The organism is Sphingobium sp. RC1, from assembly GCF_059738765.1.
The window spans coordinates 424,382-442,071 of sequence record NZ_AP027306.1 but is presented as its reverse complement, the minus strand read 5'-3'; the positions used below and the strand labels follow the sequence as shown (position 1 = coordinate 442,071).

Here is a 17,690-nt window from a genome sequence, read left to right as displayed (position 1 = left end):
GCGGGGGGCGCGTATGGTAGATAGACCTGCGTGTCCCCTCGTGCGAAGGACATCCCGAAGAATACATACTCACTTCGTTGGGGGCAGTATGATGAGGGATGTGCAGCTTACGGAGGATTTTCTTCGATATACCAAAATCAGCTTCTCAGCAGCTGCGGTCATCGTCGGACTGGATTTGGCTTGCACGACGCGATTGAAAGGGGCGAAGGATTCCTGGGCGCGCTGGACAACCGCAACCCGATCGACGTCCTGGCCGAGCGCATGGCGGCCTGACACTCCGTTTCATCGGGCATATCGGCATCTTTCACGCTTAAGCCAGGATAGTGTCCATGAACGCGCCAGAAAAGCTGATCGTGCAGGAGATTTGGCGATACCCTGTGAAATCGATGGGCGGCGAGCAGCTTGATGAGGTCGAGGTCAGGGCACAAGGTCTGAAATGGGACCGGGGATGGGCTGTCCGCGACAAAAAATCAGGTGCGATCCGGGGCACGATATATTCCCCGCTTGTTGATGTGCACCGCGCGTTACCTCTCCGGCACTAGCGCTGGGCTCGTCCCGCATGCCGAAATAGAGCTGCCCGATGGCACCTGCATCACGACGGCCGACCGGTCGGCGAACGATCTGCTCTCCGATGCAATCGGGCGTGACCTGGAACTTGTGTGCGTCGACACGTCAGGGCCGGTAGATCAAGGTCCCGCTATTTTCGAAACGGGCGATCTGGAGGGCGAACTGCGGATGATGTTCGGCTTGAATGCCGACGACAGCTTGCCGGACCTTAACCTGCTGGGAGAGGAGGCATCGCGAGCCACCGCCGCAGTCGGGACTTATGTCGACCTCTTTCCAGTTGACATACTCACGACATCGTCTCTCCGCTATATGCAAAATCTACTGCCGGATTCCGAACTGCCCTCCCGGCGATTTCGGCCGAACTTCCTGATCGATGACGATGGCGCTGCGGCTATGTTGCGCGAGCGGGAATGGATTGGAACGTCTCTGCGGCTTGGTACAGCTGAAATCGCAGTCATGGCTGACTGCATCCGGTGCACGATGGCATCGGCCCAGCAGCCCGGCTTGGCAAAGGACATGAGGATAACCCGCACGCTGGTTAGCGACATGAACCAGCGGGTGAGCGTCTACTGCAATGTCGCGCAAGAAGGCATGGTCCGTGTTGGCGATCCGGCGATCCCGTTAAAGCGCTGAACCACACTGATCAGCGCCTGGTCGGAGATCGCTTCGATGAAGCTCTCTCCGGAACGGGATCCATTCTCTCGGGAACAGGATCCATAATGTCAGGCTCAGACGAGCTTTAGCCGATCGGCGATCCGCAACATCGGAACGCCCACGCGCTGGACGCTGAACGCGAACTGTCCCGGCCACATCCTCTTCTTCGGCGCCCGGAACGGCATCACGAAATCGTCGGGGCGGTCGGCCGCCAGAGCCTGCCCAAGGCTCTTGCCCAGCATGGGGCCGATATAATTGCCCCAGCTGCCGAGATCGATAAAGGCATAGAGGCCGTCACCCAAGTCGTGCACGGAAGCATAGTCCTTGTGATTGACCGGCGTCGTGTTGAACATGATGCCAGACCAGTATGAGTCCAGTTCGATGTTGAAATCCCGGCTAACAGGGAAAGCCTTGTTGAGCCAGGTTTGAAAGATGGAGAAATATAGCGACGCGTCATGAACTTTCCCGACAGCGGGAACAGTCGACGAAATCAGGCGATTGGTCCTGTCCAGCAGCATATGATAGAGACCGGGATACTGCTCGACAACAGCGCCGCTCGGGATCAGCTTGCGGGCGAGTTCTGGCGGCAAAGGCTTGGTGGCGAGAGCCGACGCGACGAGGGGATAGCTGCCCCTGTCAAGTTCCGGCAGGAAGGGCGTGTTTTCGTAGCCTGCCGTGCAGACGACGACCTTCCGGGCCAAGACCGATCCAGTCGGCGTGCGGACGCGCCAGCGCAAGCCCTCCCGCGTGCAGGAAAGCCCAGGCGTGTCTCCGTAGACGCGCCCGCCCAGCCGCTGTGCCGCTGAGACCATGCCATTGGTAAAGAGATAGGGATTAACCCGGCCTCCTTCGCGCCACACCTGCCCGTAGCTATAATGATCGGTGCCGAGCAGATCCGCCAGTTCCTGGCCACCGACTTCATCGACGCGATAGCCATGCGCGCTCCAGAATTGCGCTTGCTTATCCAGCGCCGGGATTCGACGATGCGCCGCATTGATCATGCCCAGCTGCCGACAGTCGGCATCAAAGTCATATTTGTCGGAAATCTCATAGGCGATGTTGCGGTTCGCTATGGCGAACTCGAAAAAGCGATCGCCCTTCGCGCCCCATTGTTTGAAAGTCTCCACGTCACCAAGATAGGGGAGATAATGGCCTGCATTCCGGCCGGAAGCGCCGTTCGCCGGTTGCTTGGCTTCGATCAGCACGGCATTCGCGCCCGCCTCGATCATGTGCAGGAAGGTCGATCCGCCCGCCAGACCCGCGCCGATCACCAGGATGTCCGTCTCGATGTCGCCATCTAGCGCTGCATAGGTCGGCAATGGCGTGGCTGGGAGCCAGCCGCTCAGGTCAATCGGCACACGCCCCTTTTCGAACGCGTTGCGATCGAGGGGGCCATTGTCCAGTTTCATCTATCTGCTCCAAAGTGGAAGTTCTGCTAATGCAGCATGTGGCGTAGTTAGCTAGCAGTTTGCTGGCGGGTAAACAAACGGCTCTTCAGCAATGAAACGATCGACCAGATTTTTCATCACGCGCGATACCTGGTTGTCTCGATCATTGCCGTTCAGGCCCAATCCCCAGGAGATGCACGACACCGAGAAAACCGCACCGCCTCTTGGTGTCTCAAAGAAGGTCATGTCTGCCTGATGCAGTTTCGCCAATGGATGATCCACCGTCCGATTGACTGCAGTCGCGACCACCAACCCATGGTGCGGTGAGCCCTTGTTCACGTCGAAGCGATCGAATTCGTCCCCGCCCAACATGCCGTAGATCTGGCCGAAGTCATTCCTGATCGGGCCTTCCGTGCCCTCGAACAGGAAACGGGCCCGTGGTGAGCTTGCTGCCTCAGTGCGTTCGAACGTAAGTTCTTTTCCCAGCATGATATTGACGAAGCCAACGCCGACCGAAAAATTCGGTGGATTGTGCTGATTGGACCAAAGTCCGGCGAGTTCGCCGTTGAAGCTGAAATAATGGTTGCCTGGCGCCTCGTCCCACAACCCGTCCAGTGGCTGCGAAGCGCGCCGCATTTCCATGGCGCCATCGATGGTGTCGTTGAATGCGACGCGCATGTAAAAGCCATTGCCGCCAAGATAGACAAGCCGTCCGCCTGCCGCGAGATGGGCGTCATACGCCTCCCGCATCTCCAGAGACATATATTCGGGGTGACTGCCGGTGATGACCAGGCGATACCCCTCCAAGCCTGGCCGCCGTCGCGGTGAAGATCGTGATCGGTCACCATATCGAACCCATAGCCTGATCGCACAAGCCATGCGGTGACCAGCAGATCGGCCTGAAGCGTCCATGGCTTGGTGACGCCGGGCTGGAAATCGACCATCGGCCGGAGAGCGGAGCTGTATTGGACGCCGCTTCCGTCTGCATGCCGATCGTAAGCCGAGCGACCAAACTCAGGATGCGCCTTTACCGTCAGATATACTTCGTCCAGCATGTTTTCGTCGCCGGTAGCGGCATAGATCAGGTCCGCAGTGGTGATGTTGTTGGCATAGGCCTGATAGGTAGCGGTGGACGCGACGAATGCGATCGGCGACCTTGCCTGCCCGGCACTCGGACGGACCAAGATAGGGATACGATATTCATGGTCGCCGGCGCGCAGACGAACAGCGTAGATGGAACTGGGGAGATCGTCCGGCAGCGTGACCGTGAAATCATCCGGCCAGCCAAGATCATGGACATCGTCATCATGAAAATGGATCGCTCCATACATTTCCGGCGCATGTCGCCAATTATGTTCGGTGCCGTCCCAGTTGAAGCCAGTCACCGCTCGGGCAGGAAGATTGAACGTGCGGCCGTGCAGGCCGTGGGGGCCAAGATCCTCGATATCGACAGTGTCGATGCCGCGTGAAAAGTCCCAGCAGCCCAGGATCGAGCTGTTATCCGCCGGGCAATGCCCCGTTTCACAAAGCGCCTCAACTTCAGCAATGGAAAGGACCCCGCTGCTCCAGCGTACCCGGTCGAGCTTACCGTTATAATGAGCTTCCACCCAATCGCCGCTATGGTTGGCAGGACAGGCGTCCGGGTTAGAAAGTCCGGCGAAGGCGAGGCAATCGATTTTAGTCGATGACAGTCCGCCTTCGAGCGGTTGCGTCGTGGAGACCGGTTCCTCGCCACGCCGCTCCAGCAGCGCATGCAAGACCGGCCATTGCGTGAGCGTCGCGGTCTGCGCCACTGTATCGAGCGCAACGCTGACCATCTGCCACCGCTTCGACAGCGGGCGCAGGCCCGACCTGATGACCCGCGTCTTTCCGACTGCATCGGCATAGATGAGGGCGAGTTCGCCATCTTCAATGATGAGCGAAGCGCCTGCGCCTGGCCGCCAGGTGCCGCACAGACCCTGCCGCCCACTCTCGGGCAGCTGTCAGGTCGGTGATGGGATCGGGCGCAACCTTGGCCGATTTCGCTGCGGCTGCGGCAGCGGGCATCGCTCCCGCCAGCATTGTCATGCCACCACCAGCAATGATCTCACGTCGATTCATAGGTTGAACTCCCACTTAATAAGCTAAGGCGACGCCATCCGCCCTCATGTCGGCGGCAGCCGCATAACTTCGTGCGCCGTCCGCGTGACCCGTCTCGATCGCCTGATATCGTTCGAAATTGGGGAAATCGCCCTGGATCGCCCAGCCCATCTCGGCCAACGCTTAACGACTGGCAACACGCACACCCCGTTCCAGAGGAGCGCGCCAATCGAAGTCTTGCCCCCATGGCCTTCCTTGAAAGGAAAAAGCTGACCTCGGTTCTGGAACATGAAGCCAACATGGCTGGCGCCATGCCCAAAACGGCGTTCATTGCAATTGACGCGTCCGCCGCTCCCGGCGCGCCGCAGGATATCGATTGCCGATATCGTGGCGAGCGGATGCGCAGAAGCAGCGGCGCCACTCATCCCGTGAGCGGCTGATCGCCACTCGATAGGATATCGAGCGTTTTTACACTTGGGGAGGTGCTGGCGGTGGCCGCGTCAGCCAAATTATTAGCGCCCGCGCTAAAAGAAGATTCAAATCCGAGACATTCTATTGGCAAATATGAAACAACATACCTCATTTTCATTATTTTTTCTGCCGATAGTATGTTTATTCCGATAATGTCTTTCGTGTAGACCAATCAGACTTAGGACATTCTTGCGGATTAGGAAAAAACGACGGTTTTGACTTCTCCATCGACATAGAGGTCTCCTTAATGCGAGCCATGTCGCACTTAGATACCGAACGGCGGAGTAGGTCAAGAGGCGCGATCTTAGGAAGGTAGCGCGCCTTCTGCTCTTCCGAGCATGTCGCAGGACGATATACATCGTATACATCTGCGCATGCGCTGCTCCGCCTTTGCAGCCGGAACCACACTACGGAAATGGCCGCCGCCGCCGCAAATCGCGAACCAGAATGACTAAGCCCCGCAGGCGCCAGGCGCGCCTGCGGGGCTTAGTCTGTCGAGGGCACAAATCTCGCTACGGCTTACTGGTTCTTCGAGATTTCGAGGCCTTCGAGTGCGTCAGCCTCCCGCCATGTCCTCAGCTCTTCGAAATAGGCCAGCGTGCCCCCGGCATAGGGGGCGTTGCGCGCCATATTCTGGTCGCCGAGCGATCCTTCATTATTGTAGAAGCCGGGGGTGCACTCGGTAGAAAATTTTGCATTTCCGGTGAGATGCGAGAGGAGTATGCCGAACCAGCCTTCCTGCGCTTCATCAGTGGGCTCAAACGTCCGGGCATTCACATCGACCATGCGCCTGATCGTGTAGGCTGTCTGAATTGCGACCTGATCGAGGATTGGAACGACGTTCACGCCGGTACCACCCTGAACAAGGCTGGACATCAAAAGATTGGGAAATTCTTTCGTATACATGCCATGCAAGGTCGCTGCGCCGTCCTTCCAGGCATCGGTCAGGGCTTTACCATTACGGCCGTAAAGTTCGAAGCCAAGCCTGCGGGTGTAGCCGGTCGATACTTCGAACCCAGAGGCGTAGATCAGGCAGTCGACCGGATAGTCGACGCCGTTGACCACGACGCTATTGGCGGTGATCCGTTCGACGCCTTTGCCGTCGGTATCAACCAGCGTGACGTTGGGGCGGTTGAAGCTCTGAAGATATTCGTCATGGAAGCAGGGGCGTTTGCACATGGTGTTGTACCAGGGCTTCAACGCTTCTGCCGTGGCAGGATCATGCACGATTTCATCTATGCGCGCGCGGATCGCCTCCATGCGGGCAAAGTCGGCCAGCTCATACTGGTCATCGTCCGCCGCTCCGCCTTCGAAATTGACGCCGCCGGAAATCTGGGTCCAGCCGTCATTGACCAGATCTTCCTCCGCCGACTGACCGCTGACAAGGGCTTCGAAATTCTCGATGCGGTGTTGCTGCCATCCTGGCTGGAGCGACTTGGCCCACTCTGGATTGGTGGGCCGATTGTTCCTGACGCCCACACCCGACGGCGTTCGCTGAAAGACGTAAAGATGCTCGGCGTCGCGAGCAAGATTGGGCACCGCCTGCACCGCTGTCGCGCCTGTGCCGATGACACCGATGCGCTTGTCTTTCAGGCGATCCATTGGTTCAGCCGGGCCACCACCGGTATATTGATAATCCCAACGGCTCGTGTGGAAGCTGTGCCCCTTGAAGGCCTCGATCCCTGGAATGCCGGGCAGTTTGGCCTTGTGCATGATCCCGCCGGCAATGACGAGGAAGCGCGCAGCCAGCACGTCCTCATGGTTGGTGCGCACCAACCAGCGGGCCCGGGCCTCGTCCCATCGAACCTCCGACACCTGCGTCTGGAACACGGCGCGCTCGTACAGGTCAAAATGTCGGCCAAGCTGCTGGCAATATGCAAAGATTTCCGCTGCCTTCGCGTACTTCTCAGTCGGGATGTAGCCGGTTTTCTCAAGCAGCGGCAGGTAGATATAGCTTTCAATGTCGCATGCCGCGCCCGGATAGCGGTTCCAATACCATGTGCCGCCGAAATCACCCGCTCGATCAATGATGCGAAAATCGTCTATGCCCTGCTGCTGTAGGCGCGCACCAGTCAAGATACCGCCAAAACCGCCGCCGACGATCGCGACATCAGTCTCTTCGATGATCGCCGAGCGCGTGAAACCTGGTTCCACATAGGGATCGGCGTCGAAGTCCCTAAAGACGACATTGGGATCAAGATATTGGTTCGGACCATCGGCCCGCAATCGCTTGTCACGTTCAATACGGTATTTCTCGCGTAGTGCTTCGGGGGATATTCGCGTTTTCACCTGGGAATCATTCATCTGACAGCTCCGAATCTTTGCATTTCTAAGCTCGTATCGTTCGAGACTGGCGGGCGCCTTTGCCACCGCCCCTTTTTGGCCAATTTTCAAGCAGGCGGATGGCAACCGGACAGACGGTCGCTCGTGCCCCCGCGTCCTGGTTCAGACGACAAATTGCATGATCTCGATGCTGTGCCCTTCGGGATCGGTGACGATAGCATAGCGGAACTTATGTTCCTCCAGCGTCTCGGCCCCCCGCTTGGTCGCGCCGCCCGCCGCGAGCGCGGCGGCAACGACGGTATCGACATCGTCGACCATGAAGGAGATCGCCGCTTCACCGGGCGTCGGCGTCGGCCCGTCGATATAGTGCATCAGGGCGATCTGCTGCGTGCCGCTTTCGGTTTCCGACGTAAGGAAGATTTCCAGATGAGGCTCCTCGGTCTGGAGGCCATCGAAACGTCCGGCCACCTTCATTCCGAAAACATTCTGATAGAAGGGTGCCAGAACGTCCGCATCTTTTACCATAAGCTTGAAATAATAGAGTGAAATCTTGCTCACGATTCTCTCCGTAGAAATATCCGTCAAATGCGATCGATACGCCGTCAGACGCCGAACTGCATGAGTTCTATGGCATGACCTTCGGGATCGGAGATTGTCGCCCAGCGGAAATTATGCTGTTCGATCGTCTCGGGCGGAAGGATGATGCCGCCGCCCATGGCTTGCGAGGTCGCGACGGCCTTGTCGACGCTTTCCACCAGAAAGGCGATCCGCACTTCGCCGGGCGCGGGCGTCGGCCTGCCGATATATTGCATCAGGCAGATCTGTTCGCTGTCTCCCGCCGACATATAGATTTCCAGATGGGGACGGGCATGCTCGGGTTCGTAGATGCGCCGGATTTCCTTCATGCCCAGCACGTCACGATAGAAGGGGGCCAGCGCCTCCGCATCATCCACGATCAGCTTGGCATAATATAAGGATGTTTTGCTCATGAAACTGCCTTCTAAAAATAAGATACAGGATGGTGGATAGCCAGGTCATGTCGCATTGCGCGACATTGCTCTGCCCGCCTCAAAAAGAATAGCGCGCGCGAACGCCATACATGCGCGGTTCCCCATAGAGATTGGAGGTATAGAGCACGGAATTGAACGTGCCGCTGTTCGATACCCGGTACAGATTGTTGGTGAGGTTGGTGCCGTAAAGGCCAAGATCCAGATTGCTTCCGCCGACATTCTTCCAGTCGATGGAGACGTTGAGCGTGCCGAATGCCTCCAGCTTTTCACCAGGCTCGTTCGCCGGGAGCGTGGTGGCCGTCGTATGCTGCCCCGCTGAGTGTGAATAGATCGCGAACAGGGAAAGCATGCCCAAATTGTCGCCCAGCGGCTTTTCCGCCGACGCGTGGATGCTGTAGATGTAGGGCGCGACATATTGGAACGGCAGGCACCGCAAATTGGCGGTTCCAGGCGGGGCGATGATGTCGCCCGAACAATCCTGCACGGGTACGTTGGTCTGATATTCGAACTTCTTGTATTTGGCGTCGGTATAGCTGAACGTCCCGCCGATTTCGAAACCGGGGAATAGCCTCAGCAAGGCTTCGGCCTCCACGCCTTGGATGCGGGCGTCGGCCTTCAGAACCTGGGCGCCGGCGGCCTGGGTATCGGGATTGAAGTCGCCCGTGGCCCGCTGGATATCCTTGTAGGTCAGATAATAATAGGTGGCGTTCAAGCGGAGCGGCACGCCGCCGACGCGCACGTCCGACTTGAAGCCGCCTTCATAGGAGGTGACATATTCGGGCGGGAACGTGCGGGTGTTGGAGAACACGGCATTGGCGTTGATGCCCCCCGCCTTGTAGCCCCGGCTCGCCTTGGCATAGAGTAGCAGATCGGGCGAGACCCGATAGTCGATGCCCAAGGTCCACGTCGGCGCGTTGGTCTTGAGCACGCTCCTGAATTCGCACTGCGCCGGATCGTCCACGCTCAAATTGCTTGCCGAGCAGAGATAGATGCCAGGCGCCTGTGGCGACGGGCTGGGATTGAGCCCGAACAGATTGGCGCTGCCGCTCACCTTGTCCCAGGTATGGCGGTAACCGCCGGTCAGCTTCAGATTTTCGAGCGCGGGCGTGAGCAGGCCTAGATCCAGTGTCGCCTGCGCGTAAAGCGCCTTCGACCTGTTCTTGATCGAATAACGGATGTTGTAAGCCGGGCAGAAGCCGGTGAAGGTGGCCGGACAGAAGCCGATCGACGCCGCGCCCTGGTCGCTCACCGGACTCTGGTCGAAGAAGAACCCTCCGGTAGTGAGCGTCAGGTGATTGTCGAACAGATTGGCCTGCAACTGCAATTCTTCGGTGAAGACCTTGATGTTGTCGCGCGGAACTTCGGTCGGCGTGGCGTTGACGAAGGTGAGCGGCGTACCGTCCCCGGGGAGGACGGCCTGGCCCGGCTCTGGAAACCGATAGGGGTCGTTGTCCTCCTGCTGGAAGATGCTGCCGTCGCTGTCCGAGGCATAGGAGACGGTAAAACGCTGATAGCTGACGATGTTGCGCAGCGTGAGCTGGTCGTTGAGGTTCAGCGTGGACGTGTTGGTCACGCCCCAGGTCTTCGTCTTCTGATAGTCGTCGACGCCGTGCGCCGTGCGGCGCGGACCGCGCGCCTGGGAATCTGCGATGGCAGCGCGATACACGTCGCATGAGGCGATCTGGCCGGGGATCGTCGGACCTTCATAGCAGAAACCCAGCGACGGGTCCGACAGGGCAGGGATGTTGAACCCCTTGTTGATGATCCCGCTGCCGTTATTCTTCGAATAGGCGCCATAGGCCATGGTATAGTTTTCGAAATCCTCGAACGGCTTGAGGGTCAGGCCGACGCGCCCGGAATACCAGTGCATGTCGTCGCGGTCCTTGTCCCAGACCTCGTCATAGGTGTAGCCGTCGCGATCCTGGTAGGCGCCCGCGACGCGCAGCAGCACCTTGTCGTCAACGACCGGCACGTTGATCGCGCCTTCGAACTGCCGGTTGTCATAATTGCCGATCTTGGCCTGGACATAGCCTTCGAACTGGTTGGTCGGCTTTTGCGGGACGAGCAGGACGGCGCCGCCCGTGGTGTTGCGGCCGAACAAGGTGCCCTGCGGCCCGTTCAAAACCTGCACATTTTGAAGATCGACGAAATTGCCTGCGCCACCCTGCTGCGGGAGCGAAATCGGCGCGGGGAGCGGTACTTCGTTCAGATAGACGACGACGCCCGGCGAAGCCTGGAAGGTCGCGCCTTGTCCGCGTATGGTAAAGCTCTGCGCCTCGCGATTGGGGGTGCCGTTGGTGCCGACCACCAGCGATGGCACGGTCGCCTGCAGGTTCTGCGCCTCGCTGACATTCTGCTGCTGGAGGCGCTCGGGGGAAAAGGCCGTGATCGCGATGGGCACGTCCTGCGCGCGCTCGTCCCGGCGCTGGGCGGTTACGACGATATCGGTCGAAGCACCGACACCGGCCTGGTCCTGCGCCTGCGCGGCATGGGGAAAAGCACCCAGAAACAATGCGGATGTACAATATAGGGCGACACGATTTTTCTTGAAGTCAACCATATGCATAACCTCCCTTTAATTCTTGTCCCGTCGACGGGCGATAATATTTATCGAATTTTCTTATCGTCGTTTACAGACGAGCGGGCCGGTTCATATTGACCGGCCCGCGATATTGTCATTGCTTTACCGAATATTATTATGCGGCGACGTCGTATATCTCCGGCATGATCGTCGGCAGGCCCGGGTCGAACGTGTTGGTGACGAGGGCGATGAATTCCGAGTCATGCAGCGGATCGCTGGGCGTCTTGAAAGCAATGCCCTGCGCCCGCATCTCTGACATAAAGGTGTCGATGACCTGTTCGTGCGTCAGGTCGTCGCTATGATCGAGCGCGGCGGTCATCTCCGCCAGATTCATGTAGATGTCGGCGCCCCAGTGAAACAGCAGACGAAGCTCGTCGGCCGGCAATTGCTGGATGACCCTGTCGCCGGTCTTGATCTGCCATCCATCCGACTGGGGATCGGCGGCGATTACCGAATCGATCGCAAGGCCCTCGGGTTGACGCATGTCAGCCGGTCCGCAGGAATTTGCCCCATGATACATGACCTCATTCTCGACGACGGCGGCGCGGCCCCACATCGGCGCATAAAGCTGCTTGGGCTGCCCGTCCGGGCCGTCGGGCCAGTAGGTGAAGCCACCGCCGATCTGGCCCTTGTAATACCAGGTCAGGACCTGCGCCTTCTTGACCTGCCAACGGCGGAACAGACCCGATTTGGTCATGATGCCGATCAGCCAGGACGGGGTGTTCTGAATCGTGACGCCACGATAGTCCGCGCCATCGACATGGGGCGAACCGCCCGAGCGCGAAGGCCCCTGGATATTGCACAGCATCAGGTTCGGTGCGGCATATTGCGCGCCCCAGTAATTCCGGGCCAGTTCCAGGAATTTGCTGTTGTAGAAACAATCGTCGATCTCAGGATAAAGGCTGGCATAGCCACGCCCCAGCGTCGCCCTGAAGACCGGGCTCAGGAACATGTCCCATGTGGGCACGAAGCCTTCGGGAAGCGAGCCGGACGTCGTGCCGATCACTTCCTCGGGCGAGCTGAATTCCTGCGTGAGGATGGTGCTCCACGGCCCCTCGTCCCGCAGCACGGAGAAAAGCCGCTGCCGCTGGTCCTCATTGAATGCGTTTTCGAGAATCTGGGGTTCGGCAATAGGCTTTAGAAAAGCGTGCGTGTTCATGGCTTTTTCCTTTCATGATTCCGGCGAACATTTGCCCCTCGTCAGGACGGTTGCCTGGAATGGCGGCATCCTTTAGTCGTTCAGTTTTCCATCAATGCTTTCAAGGGGTCGCTCTGCGCCCCGGCATGGCCGTACCCATATTTTGGACCGACCTCATATCCCATGAGCTTCAGCAGATTTTCGGGCAGGGTGCGGGCAATGTCCTGGGGGCAGGCGAGATATTGATTCTCACCCTGTCGCAGCCAGCCCAGGGAATAGTTGACCGCCTGCGCGATCCGCACGTCATTCGACCGGTTATGGCCGCCGGCATGCCAAAGCTTGCCCGAGAAGATCAGCACCGATCCCCGCTTCATTTCGGCAGGCAGCGTGTCTTCCATCTTATAATCTGCGGGCGGGCGGGCATGGCTGCCCGGCACGATCCGGGTGGCGCCATTTTCTTCGGTATAGTCGGTGACGGCCCATAGGGTGTTGCAACAGGCCATGCAGTCGTCGGGAAAGACGAAATCGTCGTACAGCAGTTCGTCGGTATGGATGACCTGTGCCGGGGCGCCGGGGTTCAGCAGGATCGTTTCGGTCGTGCAGACCTGAATAGTCGATGCGCCGTCCAGGACGTTCTTCACCACGCCGAGCACCAGCGCGTTGGTGACAAGGTCCCGTCCGGCGGGCGATCGGGCGATCAACCGGCCCGCGCGGCGAGCCTTGTCGCCGCCCCACTCGTCACTGGCCGATGGCCCTTTGGGGATGAACGGCTCCATGTCCGCTCGCACCTGATCCATCACGCTTTCGGGCATCAGGCAATCGATGACGACATGGCCATGCGCCCGCATCACCGCGGTGGCTTCCTCGATCGTCGCCGTATTGGGAAGATGCTGGATGGTCATTGTGAAGCGACTTCACCGAGCGTGAATGATCTCTTGCTGACACACTGGAACAGACCGCGCAGGGCAGGCTTCGTCTGGCGAAACCTCCTCGGGCGTTCCTGGTGCCAGGATCGCGTCATGCTGTCCGTCCCAGTATGTCGGATAAAATATGTGTGAGCGAGTCGATTTCGTCACGGCTGATGATGAGCGGTGGCGAGAGTGCGATAGTGTTCCCGTTCGCGCGGACGAGGAGTCCCTTTTCGAAACATTGGGCGAATATTTCAAATCCGCGCGATTCGGGATCGTTCGGCCGGGGCGTCAGTTCGATTGCCGCGACCAAGCCCATGGCGCGGATGTCGGCGACATTGGGCGCATCCTTGAGCGACAGAAAATTGCTCCGCCAATGCTCCTCGAGTTCGGCGGCGCGGGTGAGAAGGCCTTCCCTCTCATAAATGTCGAGGCTCGCCAGCCCGGCGGCGCAGGCGGCGGGATGACCGGAATAGGTATAGCCGTGGAAGAGCTCGATCGCCGCGTCTGGCCCCTGCATCAAGCCGTCATGGACCTCGCGTGAGGTGAACACCGCACCCATGGGTATGGCGCCGTTGGTCAGGCCCTTGGCCGTCGTGATGATATCGGGCGTGACGTCGAAATGCTGGGAGGCAAAGGGGCTGCCGAGGCGGCCGAACCCGGTGATGACCTCGTCGAAGATCAGCAGGATGCCGTGCCGGGTCGCGATTTCGCGCAGGCGCTTGAGATAACCGCGCGGCGGCAACAGCACGCCGGTCGATCCGGCGACCGGCTCGACGATGACGGCGGCGATGGTTTCCGCGCCATGCAGCTGGACGAGCCGTTCGAGATCGTCGGCCAGTTCCGCGCCATGTTCGGGAAGCCCGTCGCAAAACAGGTTTCGGGCCGGATCATGGGTGTGGCGCATATGGGCGACGCCATGCAGGGTGGAAAAGGCCCGGCGGTTGTTGACCAGCCCGCCGACCGATATGCCCCCGAAGCCCACGCCATGATAGCCACGCTCGCGCCCGATCAGCCGCGTGCGCGTTCCCTGGCCGATCGCGCGCTGATAGGCGAGCGCGATCTTGAGCGCGGTGTCCACCGATTCCGAACCCGATCCGGTGAAGAATATCCGATCGAGACCGCGCGGCGCGATGTCGGCCAGGCGCTCGGCGAAGCGGAAAGCGAGCGGATGGCCCAGCTGAAAACTCGGCGCATAGTCAAGATTTTCCAATTGGGCCGCGACCGCCGATGCGATCTCCTTGCGCCCGTGCCCGGCATTGACGCACCATAGGCCGGCCGTGCCGTCGAGGATCTGGCGGTCGTCGTCGGTGCGATAATACATCCCCGACGCGCCGACCAGCATGCGCGGCGAGGTCTTGAACCGCCTGTTAGGGGTAAACGGCATCCAGTAGGCGTCCAATGTTGCACTATTACTAATATTTTTCACGAAATCGTCCGTTACGGCTTATGCTCATGTTGATGGTTAAACAGGACAGACCGCAAGGTGTTTTCCGACCGAAAGAAACGGGTTTACTTTCAACAACCTAGCAGCAAGGGTGTTTGATATTTGAAACAACCTCAACAATGAAGGTCGTTGCTATGCGCGAAATTGGAATAGGATCTCGACTGCGACGGGCGCGAGAGAGCGCTGGTCTCTCCCAACGCGCGCTGGCTAAGCGCGCTGGTATTACAAATTCGACTGTCTCGTTGATGGAATCCGACAGCACCAACCCATCGATCGGCGCTCTTAAGCGTGTTCTGGACGCCATGTCTGTCAGCTTGTCCGATTTTTTTGCAATGGACGAGATTGATCGCCCGCAGTCATTCTACAAAGCTTCCGAACTCAAGGAAGTCGGAAAGGGGTTGATCTCTCTGCTTCAGGTGGGCGGGAGCATGAAGGGTCGGCAGTTGCAAATCCTGTCGGAGACCTGGCAGCCGGGCGCGGATACGGGAAAGATTAGCCTCACTCATGAAGGTGAAGAGGGGGGTGTCGTGATATCCGGCTTTATCGAAATCACTGTCGATGACGAGCGGTGCATATTGGGGCCGGGCGACGCATATAGCTTCGACAGCAGGCGTCCGCATCGTTTTCGCTGTGTCGGTGATGAGTCGGCGCGCTGTATTAGTGCATGCACTCCTCCTAACTTTTAGTCAGTCGCAACTCGTGAAGGATTTCGTTATTACGATAAGCCACCATGGCAGCTCTCTATGAAGGGTGACTGCATTGGGCCATGTCTCAGCCAGAACTGTGCCTGTTTGTCCAGCGCCGGAGTCCGCCGATGCGCCGCATTGATCATACCCAGCTGCCGATAGTCAGCATCGGAACCATTTGTCGGAAATCTCATAGGCGATGTTGCGGTTCGCTATGGCGAAATCGAAACCGATCGCCCTTCGCGCCCGATTCGATTAGGTGCAGGGAGGTTGATCCGCGCGCCAAACCAGCACCGATGACCAGGATGTCCGTCTCCGTATCGCCATTCAGCGCCGAGTAGGTCGCTAAAGGCGTGGCTGAGAGCGAGCCGCCGAGTTCGATCGACACGCGCCCCTTTTCAAACGCGTTTCGATCGACTGTGTTATCTTTGGCTCCATGTTCTTGCTCCCCAAAAAAAGTAAATGTTTCCTATACGACTGGCGGCGATCGGCTCCCAGCTCGCGATCTGACCGACGGGTTTCTTAAATCGAAAGGATTAAATCCGGCTGATTTCGCCACAGTATTAGAAGTTCGTGACGTCCATCGACCATCAGGGTCAAATCAATCCGCATCTTTGCTTAAGCCATTCCCTGTGGTCAGCACGCCGAGAGTCCTTTAGTCTTTCAGCATCATATCCGCCGCCTTTTCCGCAATCATGATGATCGAGGCATTGGGATCGCCAGTCGTGATCCGCGGCATGACGGACCCGTCGACGACACGCAGCCCCTCAACCCCATGCACACGCAGTTGATCATCGACAACCGCCTTTTCGTCATGCCCCATGCGGCATGTACCGACGGCCTCATAGTTGACCTGGCAGTCGCGGCGGAAAAAGGCATCAAGGTCCGCGTCTTTGGAACAGTGAGCGCCCGGATAATATTCTTCACCGCGATACTTGGCGTAAGCGGGTTGCTTAAAGATTTCCCGAGCGATCCGAACGCCACGCCGCAGGGCATCGCGGTCGCGCTCCTCGGCCAGGTAATTTGCGTCGATGATTGGTTGATCGAACGGATCCGCAGACCGCAGCTTCAATTCCCCGCGGCTTTCAGGCCGGGTCAGGATGACGAGATTTGTGAAGCCATGTTGGCGAACTATCTGGGCGCTGTCTCCCGATAAGAGTGGCAGAAAATAATATTTGAGGTCAAGCCCGTCGTGCCCTGGCGCACCTGACTTCAGATAAGCCATAGCATCCGTGCTGAAGCTTGCGAGCGGCCCGGTATGTGTGACCATGTAACGTATAGCCGCCGCTGCGATCCGCAACGGGTTTGAGATGAACTTGTAATCCGACACAGGTTCGGGACAAGTAATCTGAACCTGTGAGCCGACGTGATCGTGCAGGTTCTGGCCGACGCCCTTGAGATCGGTAATCGCATTGATCCCGACCGACCGGAGATGATCGCCGTCTCCGATGCCCGACAGCATGAGCAGCTGCGCCGACTGGAAGGTGCCGCCGCTGCTGATGACCTCGCGAGCGGCGCGGGCCTGTACGACCTGCCCTTTCTGACGATACTCTACCCCGACGGCGCGATGGCCTTCCATGATGATACGGGTGACATAGGCTTTCGTGAGCACCGTCAGGTTCCGACGATTCTCGACCGGCCGAAGATAGGCTACCGCCGTACTCTGGCGGCGTCCCTTGCTGATCGTATATTCCGCCGGACCGAAGCCCTCCGGTTTGGCGCCATTGTGATCGTCGCTATAGGGAAAACCTGCCTGTTGGGCGGCCGCAAGCCATGCTTTGAAGCCTGGGTTGGTCACTTTGGCATGTGACACTTTCAGCGGACCGCTACCGCCGTGAAATTTATCTTCGCCACGCCAGCTGCATTCCGCCCGCTTGAAATAGGGCAGAACATCCGAATAGGACCAGCCGTGGTTACCAAGCTCCGCCCACAGGTCGAAAATTTCCGGGCTGCCCCGGCTATAGCACATACCATTGATCGAACTGCTGCCGCCTAGAACTTTGCCGCGCGCATCATTGAGGACGCGGTTGTCTAGATGCTTCTGGGGCGCGGTTTGATACTTCCAACTCACCATTCCCGCCTGAAGCATTGGGAAGAATCCCGCAGGCATGTGGATCAGCGGATTGATGTCCCGCCCGCCCGCCTCGAGCACAAGGACTTTAATCGTGGGATCAGCGGACAGGCGGTTGGCCAAGACGCATCCGGCCGAACCAGCACCGATAACAATATAATCGAATTCTTCAGCTGCCTTCACGAAACTTCCTTTCCAAAAGGCTACGACAGACCAGTAGTTCATCTCGCCGCGTCAGGCAGGTGGGATAGCTTTGATCTCAATTAGCAGATCCGCACTAACTTCTACGGCGGATCCAACGATTACCCGGCTGCATCCCGTGCGTATCTAGACCAGCTGAGGCTGTCCGACTGGACGGGAACAGGCGAATATTTGATCATATGCTGCGGCTAAATCCCGTAATGTTT

General features: G+C 58.6%; 16 protein-coding genes and 1 pseudogene. 4 read left to right on the top strand and 13 right to left on the bottom strand.

The genetic code is table 11. The features are described 5' to 3' along the window. The first annotated feature begins 329 nt into the window (after positions 1–329). Both AC6JBC_RS02205 and AC6JBC_RS02200 read left to right on the top strand, forming a co-directional pair. Positions 330–542, top strand: coding sequence for an MOSC N-terminal beta barrel domain-containing protein (locus tag AC6JBC_RS02205; RefSeq protein ID WP_498025166.1), 213 nt, complete (start codon positions 330–332; stop codon positions 540–542). Then, positions 511–1,200: an MOSC domain-containing protein gene (locus tag AC6JBC_RS02200; protein ID WP_498025164.1), complete on the top strand. Its 690-nt coding sequence runs from the start codon at positions 511–513 to the stop codon at positions 1,198–1,200. The genes AC6JBC_RS02205 and AC6JBC_RS02200 overlap by 32 nt, the downstream gene beginning before the upstream one ends. 95 nt (positions 1,201–1,295) lie before the next feature. On the opposite strand, the gene AC6JBC_RS02195 is transcribed toward AC6JBC_RS02200, so the two are convergent. The 4 genes and pseudogenes from AC6JBC_RS02195 to AC6JBC_RS02180 all read right to left on the bottom strand — a co-directional run bounded on the left by AC6JBC_RS02195 (position 1,296) and on the right by AC6JBC_RS02180 (position 4,868). Next, complete coding sequence (locus AC6JBC_RS02195; RefSeq protein ID WP_498025163.1) at positions 1,296–2,630, bottom strand: NAD(P)/FAD-dependent oxidoreductase; 1,335 nt, start codon at positions 2,628–2,630, stop codon at positions 1,296–1,298. 51 nt (positions 2,631–2,681) lie between these two features. Then, positions 2,682–3,940 (bottom strand): annotated as a pseudogene (locus AC6JBC_RS02190) (N,N-dimethylformamidase beta subunit family domain-containing protein). A gap of 577 nt (positions 3,941–4,517) precedes the next feature. Next, a complete protein-coding gene (locus AC6JBC_RS02185) occupies positions 4,518–4,709 on the bottom strand; it encodes a hypothetical protein (protein ID WP_498025162.1) in 192 nt (63 codons plus the stop codon). 15 nt (positions 4,710–4,724) lie between these two features. Then, the gene (locus AC6JBC_RS02180; RefSeq protein WP_498025161.1) at positions 4,725–4,868 is read right to left on the bottom strand and encodes a hypothetical protein; all 144 of its coding nucleotides are present in this window, start codon (positions 4,866–4,868) and stop codon (positions 4,725–4,727) included. Positions 4,869–4,933: 65 nt separating this feature from the next. On the opposite strand from AC6JBC_RS02180, the gene AC6JBC_RS02175 reads away from it, so the two are divergent. After that, positions 4,934–5,128, top strand: coding sequence for a hypothetical protein (locus AC6JBC_RS02175; RefSeq protein ID WP_498025160.1), 195 nt, complete (start codon positions 4,934–4,936; stop codon positions 5,126–5,128). A 550-nt stretch (positions 5,129–5,678) separates the two neighbouring features. On the opposite strand, the gene AC6JBC_RS02170 is transcribed toward AC6JBC_RS02175, so the two are convergent. The 7 genes from AC6JBC_RS02170 to aptA all read right to left on the bottom strand — a co-directional run bounded on the left by AC6JBC_RS02170 (position 5,679) and on the right by aptA (position 14,508). Continuing rightward, complete coding sequence (locus AC6JBC_RS02170; RefSeq protein WP_498025158.1) at positions 5,679–7,463, bottom strand: flavin-containing monooxygenase; 1,785 nt, start codon at positions 7,461–7,463, stop codon at positions 5,679–5,681. Positions 7,464–7,604: 141 nt separating this feature from the next. Continuing rightward, complete coding sequence (locus AC6JBC_RS02165; protein WP_498025157.1) at positions 7,605–8,000, bottom strand: VOC family protein; 396 nt, start codon at positions 7,998–8,000, stop codon at positions 7,605–7,607. A gap of 44 nt (positions 8,001–8,044) precedes the next feature. Then, positions 8,045–8,431, bottom strand: coding sequence for a VOC family protein (locus AC6JBC_RS02160; RefSeq protein ID WP_498025155.1), 387 nt, complete (start codon positions 8,429–8,431; stop codon positions 8,045–8,047). A gap of 79 nt (positions 8,432–8,510) precedes the next feature. Beyond that, complete coding sequence (locus AC6JBC_RS02155; RefSeq protein ID WP_498025153.1) at positions 8,511–11,012, bottom strand: TonB-dependent receptor; 2,502 nt, start codon at positions 11,010–11,012, stop codon at positions 8,511–8,513. A 136-nt stretch (positions 11,013–11,148) separates the two neighbouring features. Further along, positions 11,149–12,192, bottom strand: a complete 1,044-nt coding sequence (locus tag AC6JBC_RS02150) for a hypothetical protein (protein ID WP_498025151.1) — start codon at positions 12,190–12,192, stop codon at positions 11,149–11,151. An 80-nt stretch (positions 12,193–12,272) separates the two neighbouring features. Beyond that, entirely contained in the window at positions 12,273–13,073 is an 801-nt protein-coding gene (locus AC6JBC_RS02145) for a phytanoyl-CoA dioxygenase family protein (protein WP_498025149.1), read from the bottom strand. A 115-nt stretch (positions 13,074–13,188) separates the two neighbouring features. Beyond that, positions 13,189–14,508 (bottom strand): omega-aminotransferase AptA, encoded by a 1,320-nt coding sequence (aptA, locus tag AC6JBC_RS02140; RefSeq protein WP_498025147.1) that lies wholly within the window; start codon positions 14,506–14,508, stop codon positions 13,189–13,191. A gap of 137 nt (positions 14,509–14,645) precedes the next feature. On the opposite strand from aptA, the gene AC6JBC_RS02135 reads away from it, so the two are divergent. Beyond that, a complete protein-coding gene (locus tag AC6JBC_RS02135) occupies positions 14,646–15,212 on the top strand; it encodes a cupin domain-containing protein (protein ID WP_498025146.1) in 567 nt (188 codons plus the stop codon). Between the two features lie 190 nt (positions 15,213–15,402). Here AC6JBC_RS02135 and AC6JBC_RS02130 read toward each other — a convergent pair whose 3' ends face one another. Both AC6JBC_RS02130 and AC6JBC_RS02125 read right to left on the bottom strand, forming a co-directional pair. Then, a complete protein-coding gene (locus AC6JBC_RS02130; protein ID WP_498025145.1) occupies positions 15,403–15,600 on the bottom strand; it encodes a hypothetical protein in 198 nt (65 codons plus the stop codon). Between the two features lie 267 nt (positions 15,601–15,867). Then, positions 15,868–17,466, bottom strand: coding sequence for a GMC family oxidoreductase (locus AC6JBC_RS02125; protein ID WP_498025144.1), 1,599 nt, complete (start codon positions 17,464–17,466; stop codon positions 15,868–15,870). Positions 17,467–17,690: the final 224 nt, after the last annotated feature.

Excerpts from the sequence above, each read along its gene's own strand:
- AC6JBC_RS02205 (WP_498025166.1), top strand. The coding sequence starts at position 330 with ATGAACGCGCCAGAAAAGCTGATCGTGCAGGAGATTTGGCGATACCCT.
- AC6JBC_RS02200 (WP_498025164.1), top strand. The coding sequence starts at position 511 with ATGTGCACCGCGCGTTACCTCTCCGGCACTAGCGCTGGGCTCGTCCCG.
- AC6JBC_RS02195 (WP_498025163.1), bottom strand. The coding sequence starts at position 2,630 with ATGAAACTGGACAATGGCCCCCTCGATCGCAACGCGTTCGAAAAGGGG.
- AC6JBC_RS02185 (WP_498025162.1), bottom strand. The coding sequence starts at position 4,709 with ATGAATCGACGTGAGATCATTGCTGGTGGTGGCATGACAATGCTGGCG.
- AC6JBC_RS02175 (WP_498025160.1), top strand. The coding sequence starts at position 4,934 with ATGGCCTTCCTTGAAAGGAAAAAGCTGACCTCGGTTCTGGAACATGAA.
- AC6JBC_RS02170 (WP_498025158.1), bottom strand. The coding sequence starts at position 7,463 with ATGAATGATTCCCAGGTGAAAACGCGAATATCCCCCGAAGCACTACGC.
- AC6JBC_RS02160 (WP_498025155.1), bottom strand. The coding sequence starts at position 8,431 with ATGAGCAAAACATCCTTATATTATGCCAAGCTGATCGTGGATGATGCG.
- AC6JBC_RS02155 (WP_498025153.1), bottom strand. The coding sequence starts at position 11,012 with ATGGTTGACTTCAAGAAAAATCGTGTCGCCCTATATTGTACATCCGCA.
- AC6JBC_RS02150 (WP_498025151.1), bottom strand. The coding sequence starts at position 12,192 with ATGAACACGCACGCTTTTCTAAAGCCTATTGCCGAACCCCAGATTCTC.
- AC6JBC_RS02145 (WP_498025149.1), bottom strand. The coding sequence starts at position 13,073 with ATGACCATCCAGCATCTTCCCAATACGGCGACGATCGAGGAAGCCACC.
- AC6JBC_RS02135 (WP_498025146.1), top strand. The coding sequence starts at position 14,646 with ATGAAGGTCGTTGCTATGCGCGAAATTGGAATAGGATCTCGACTGCGA.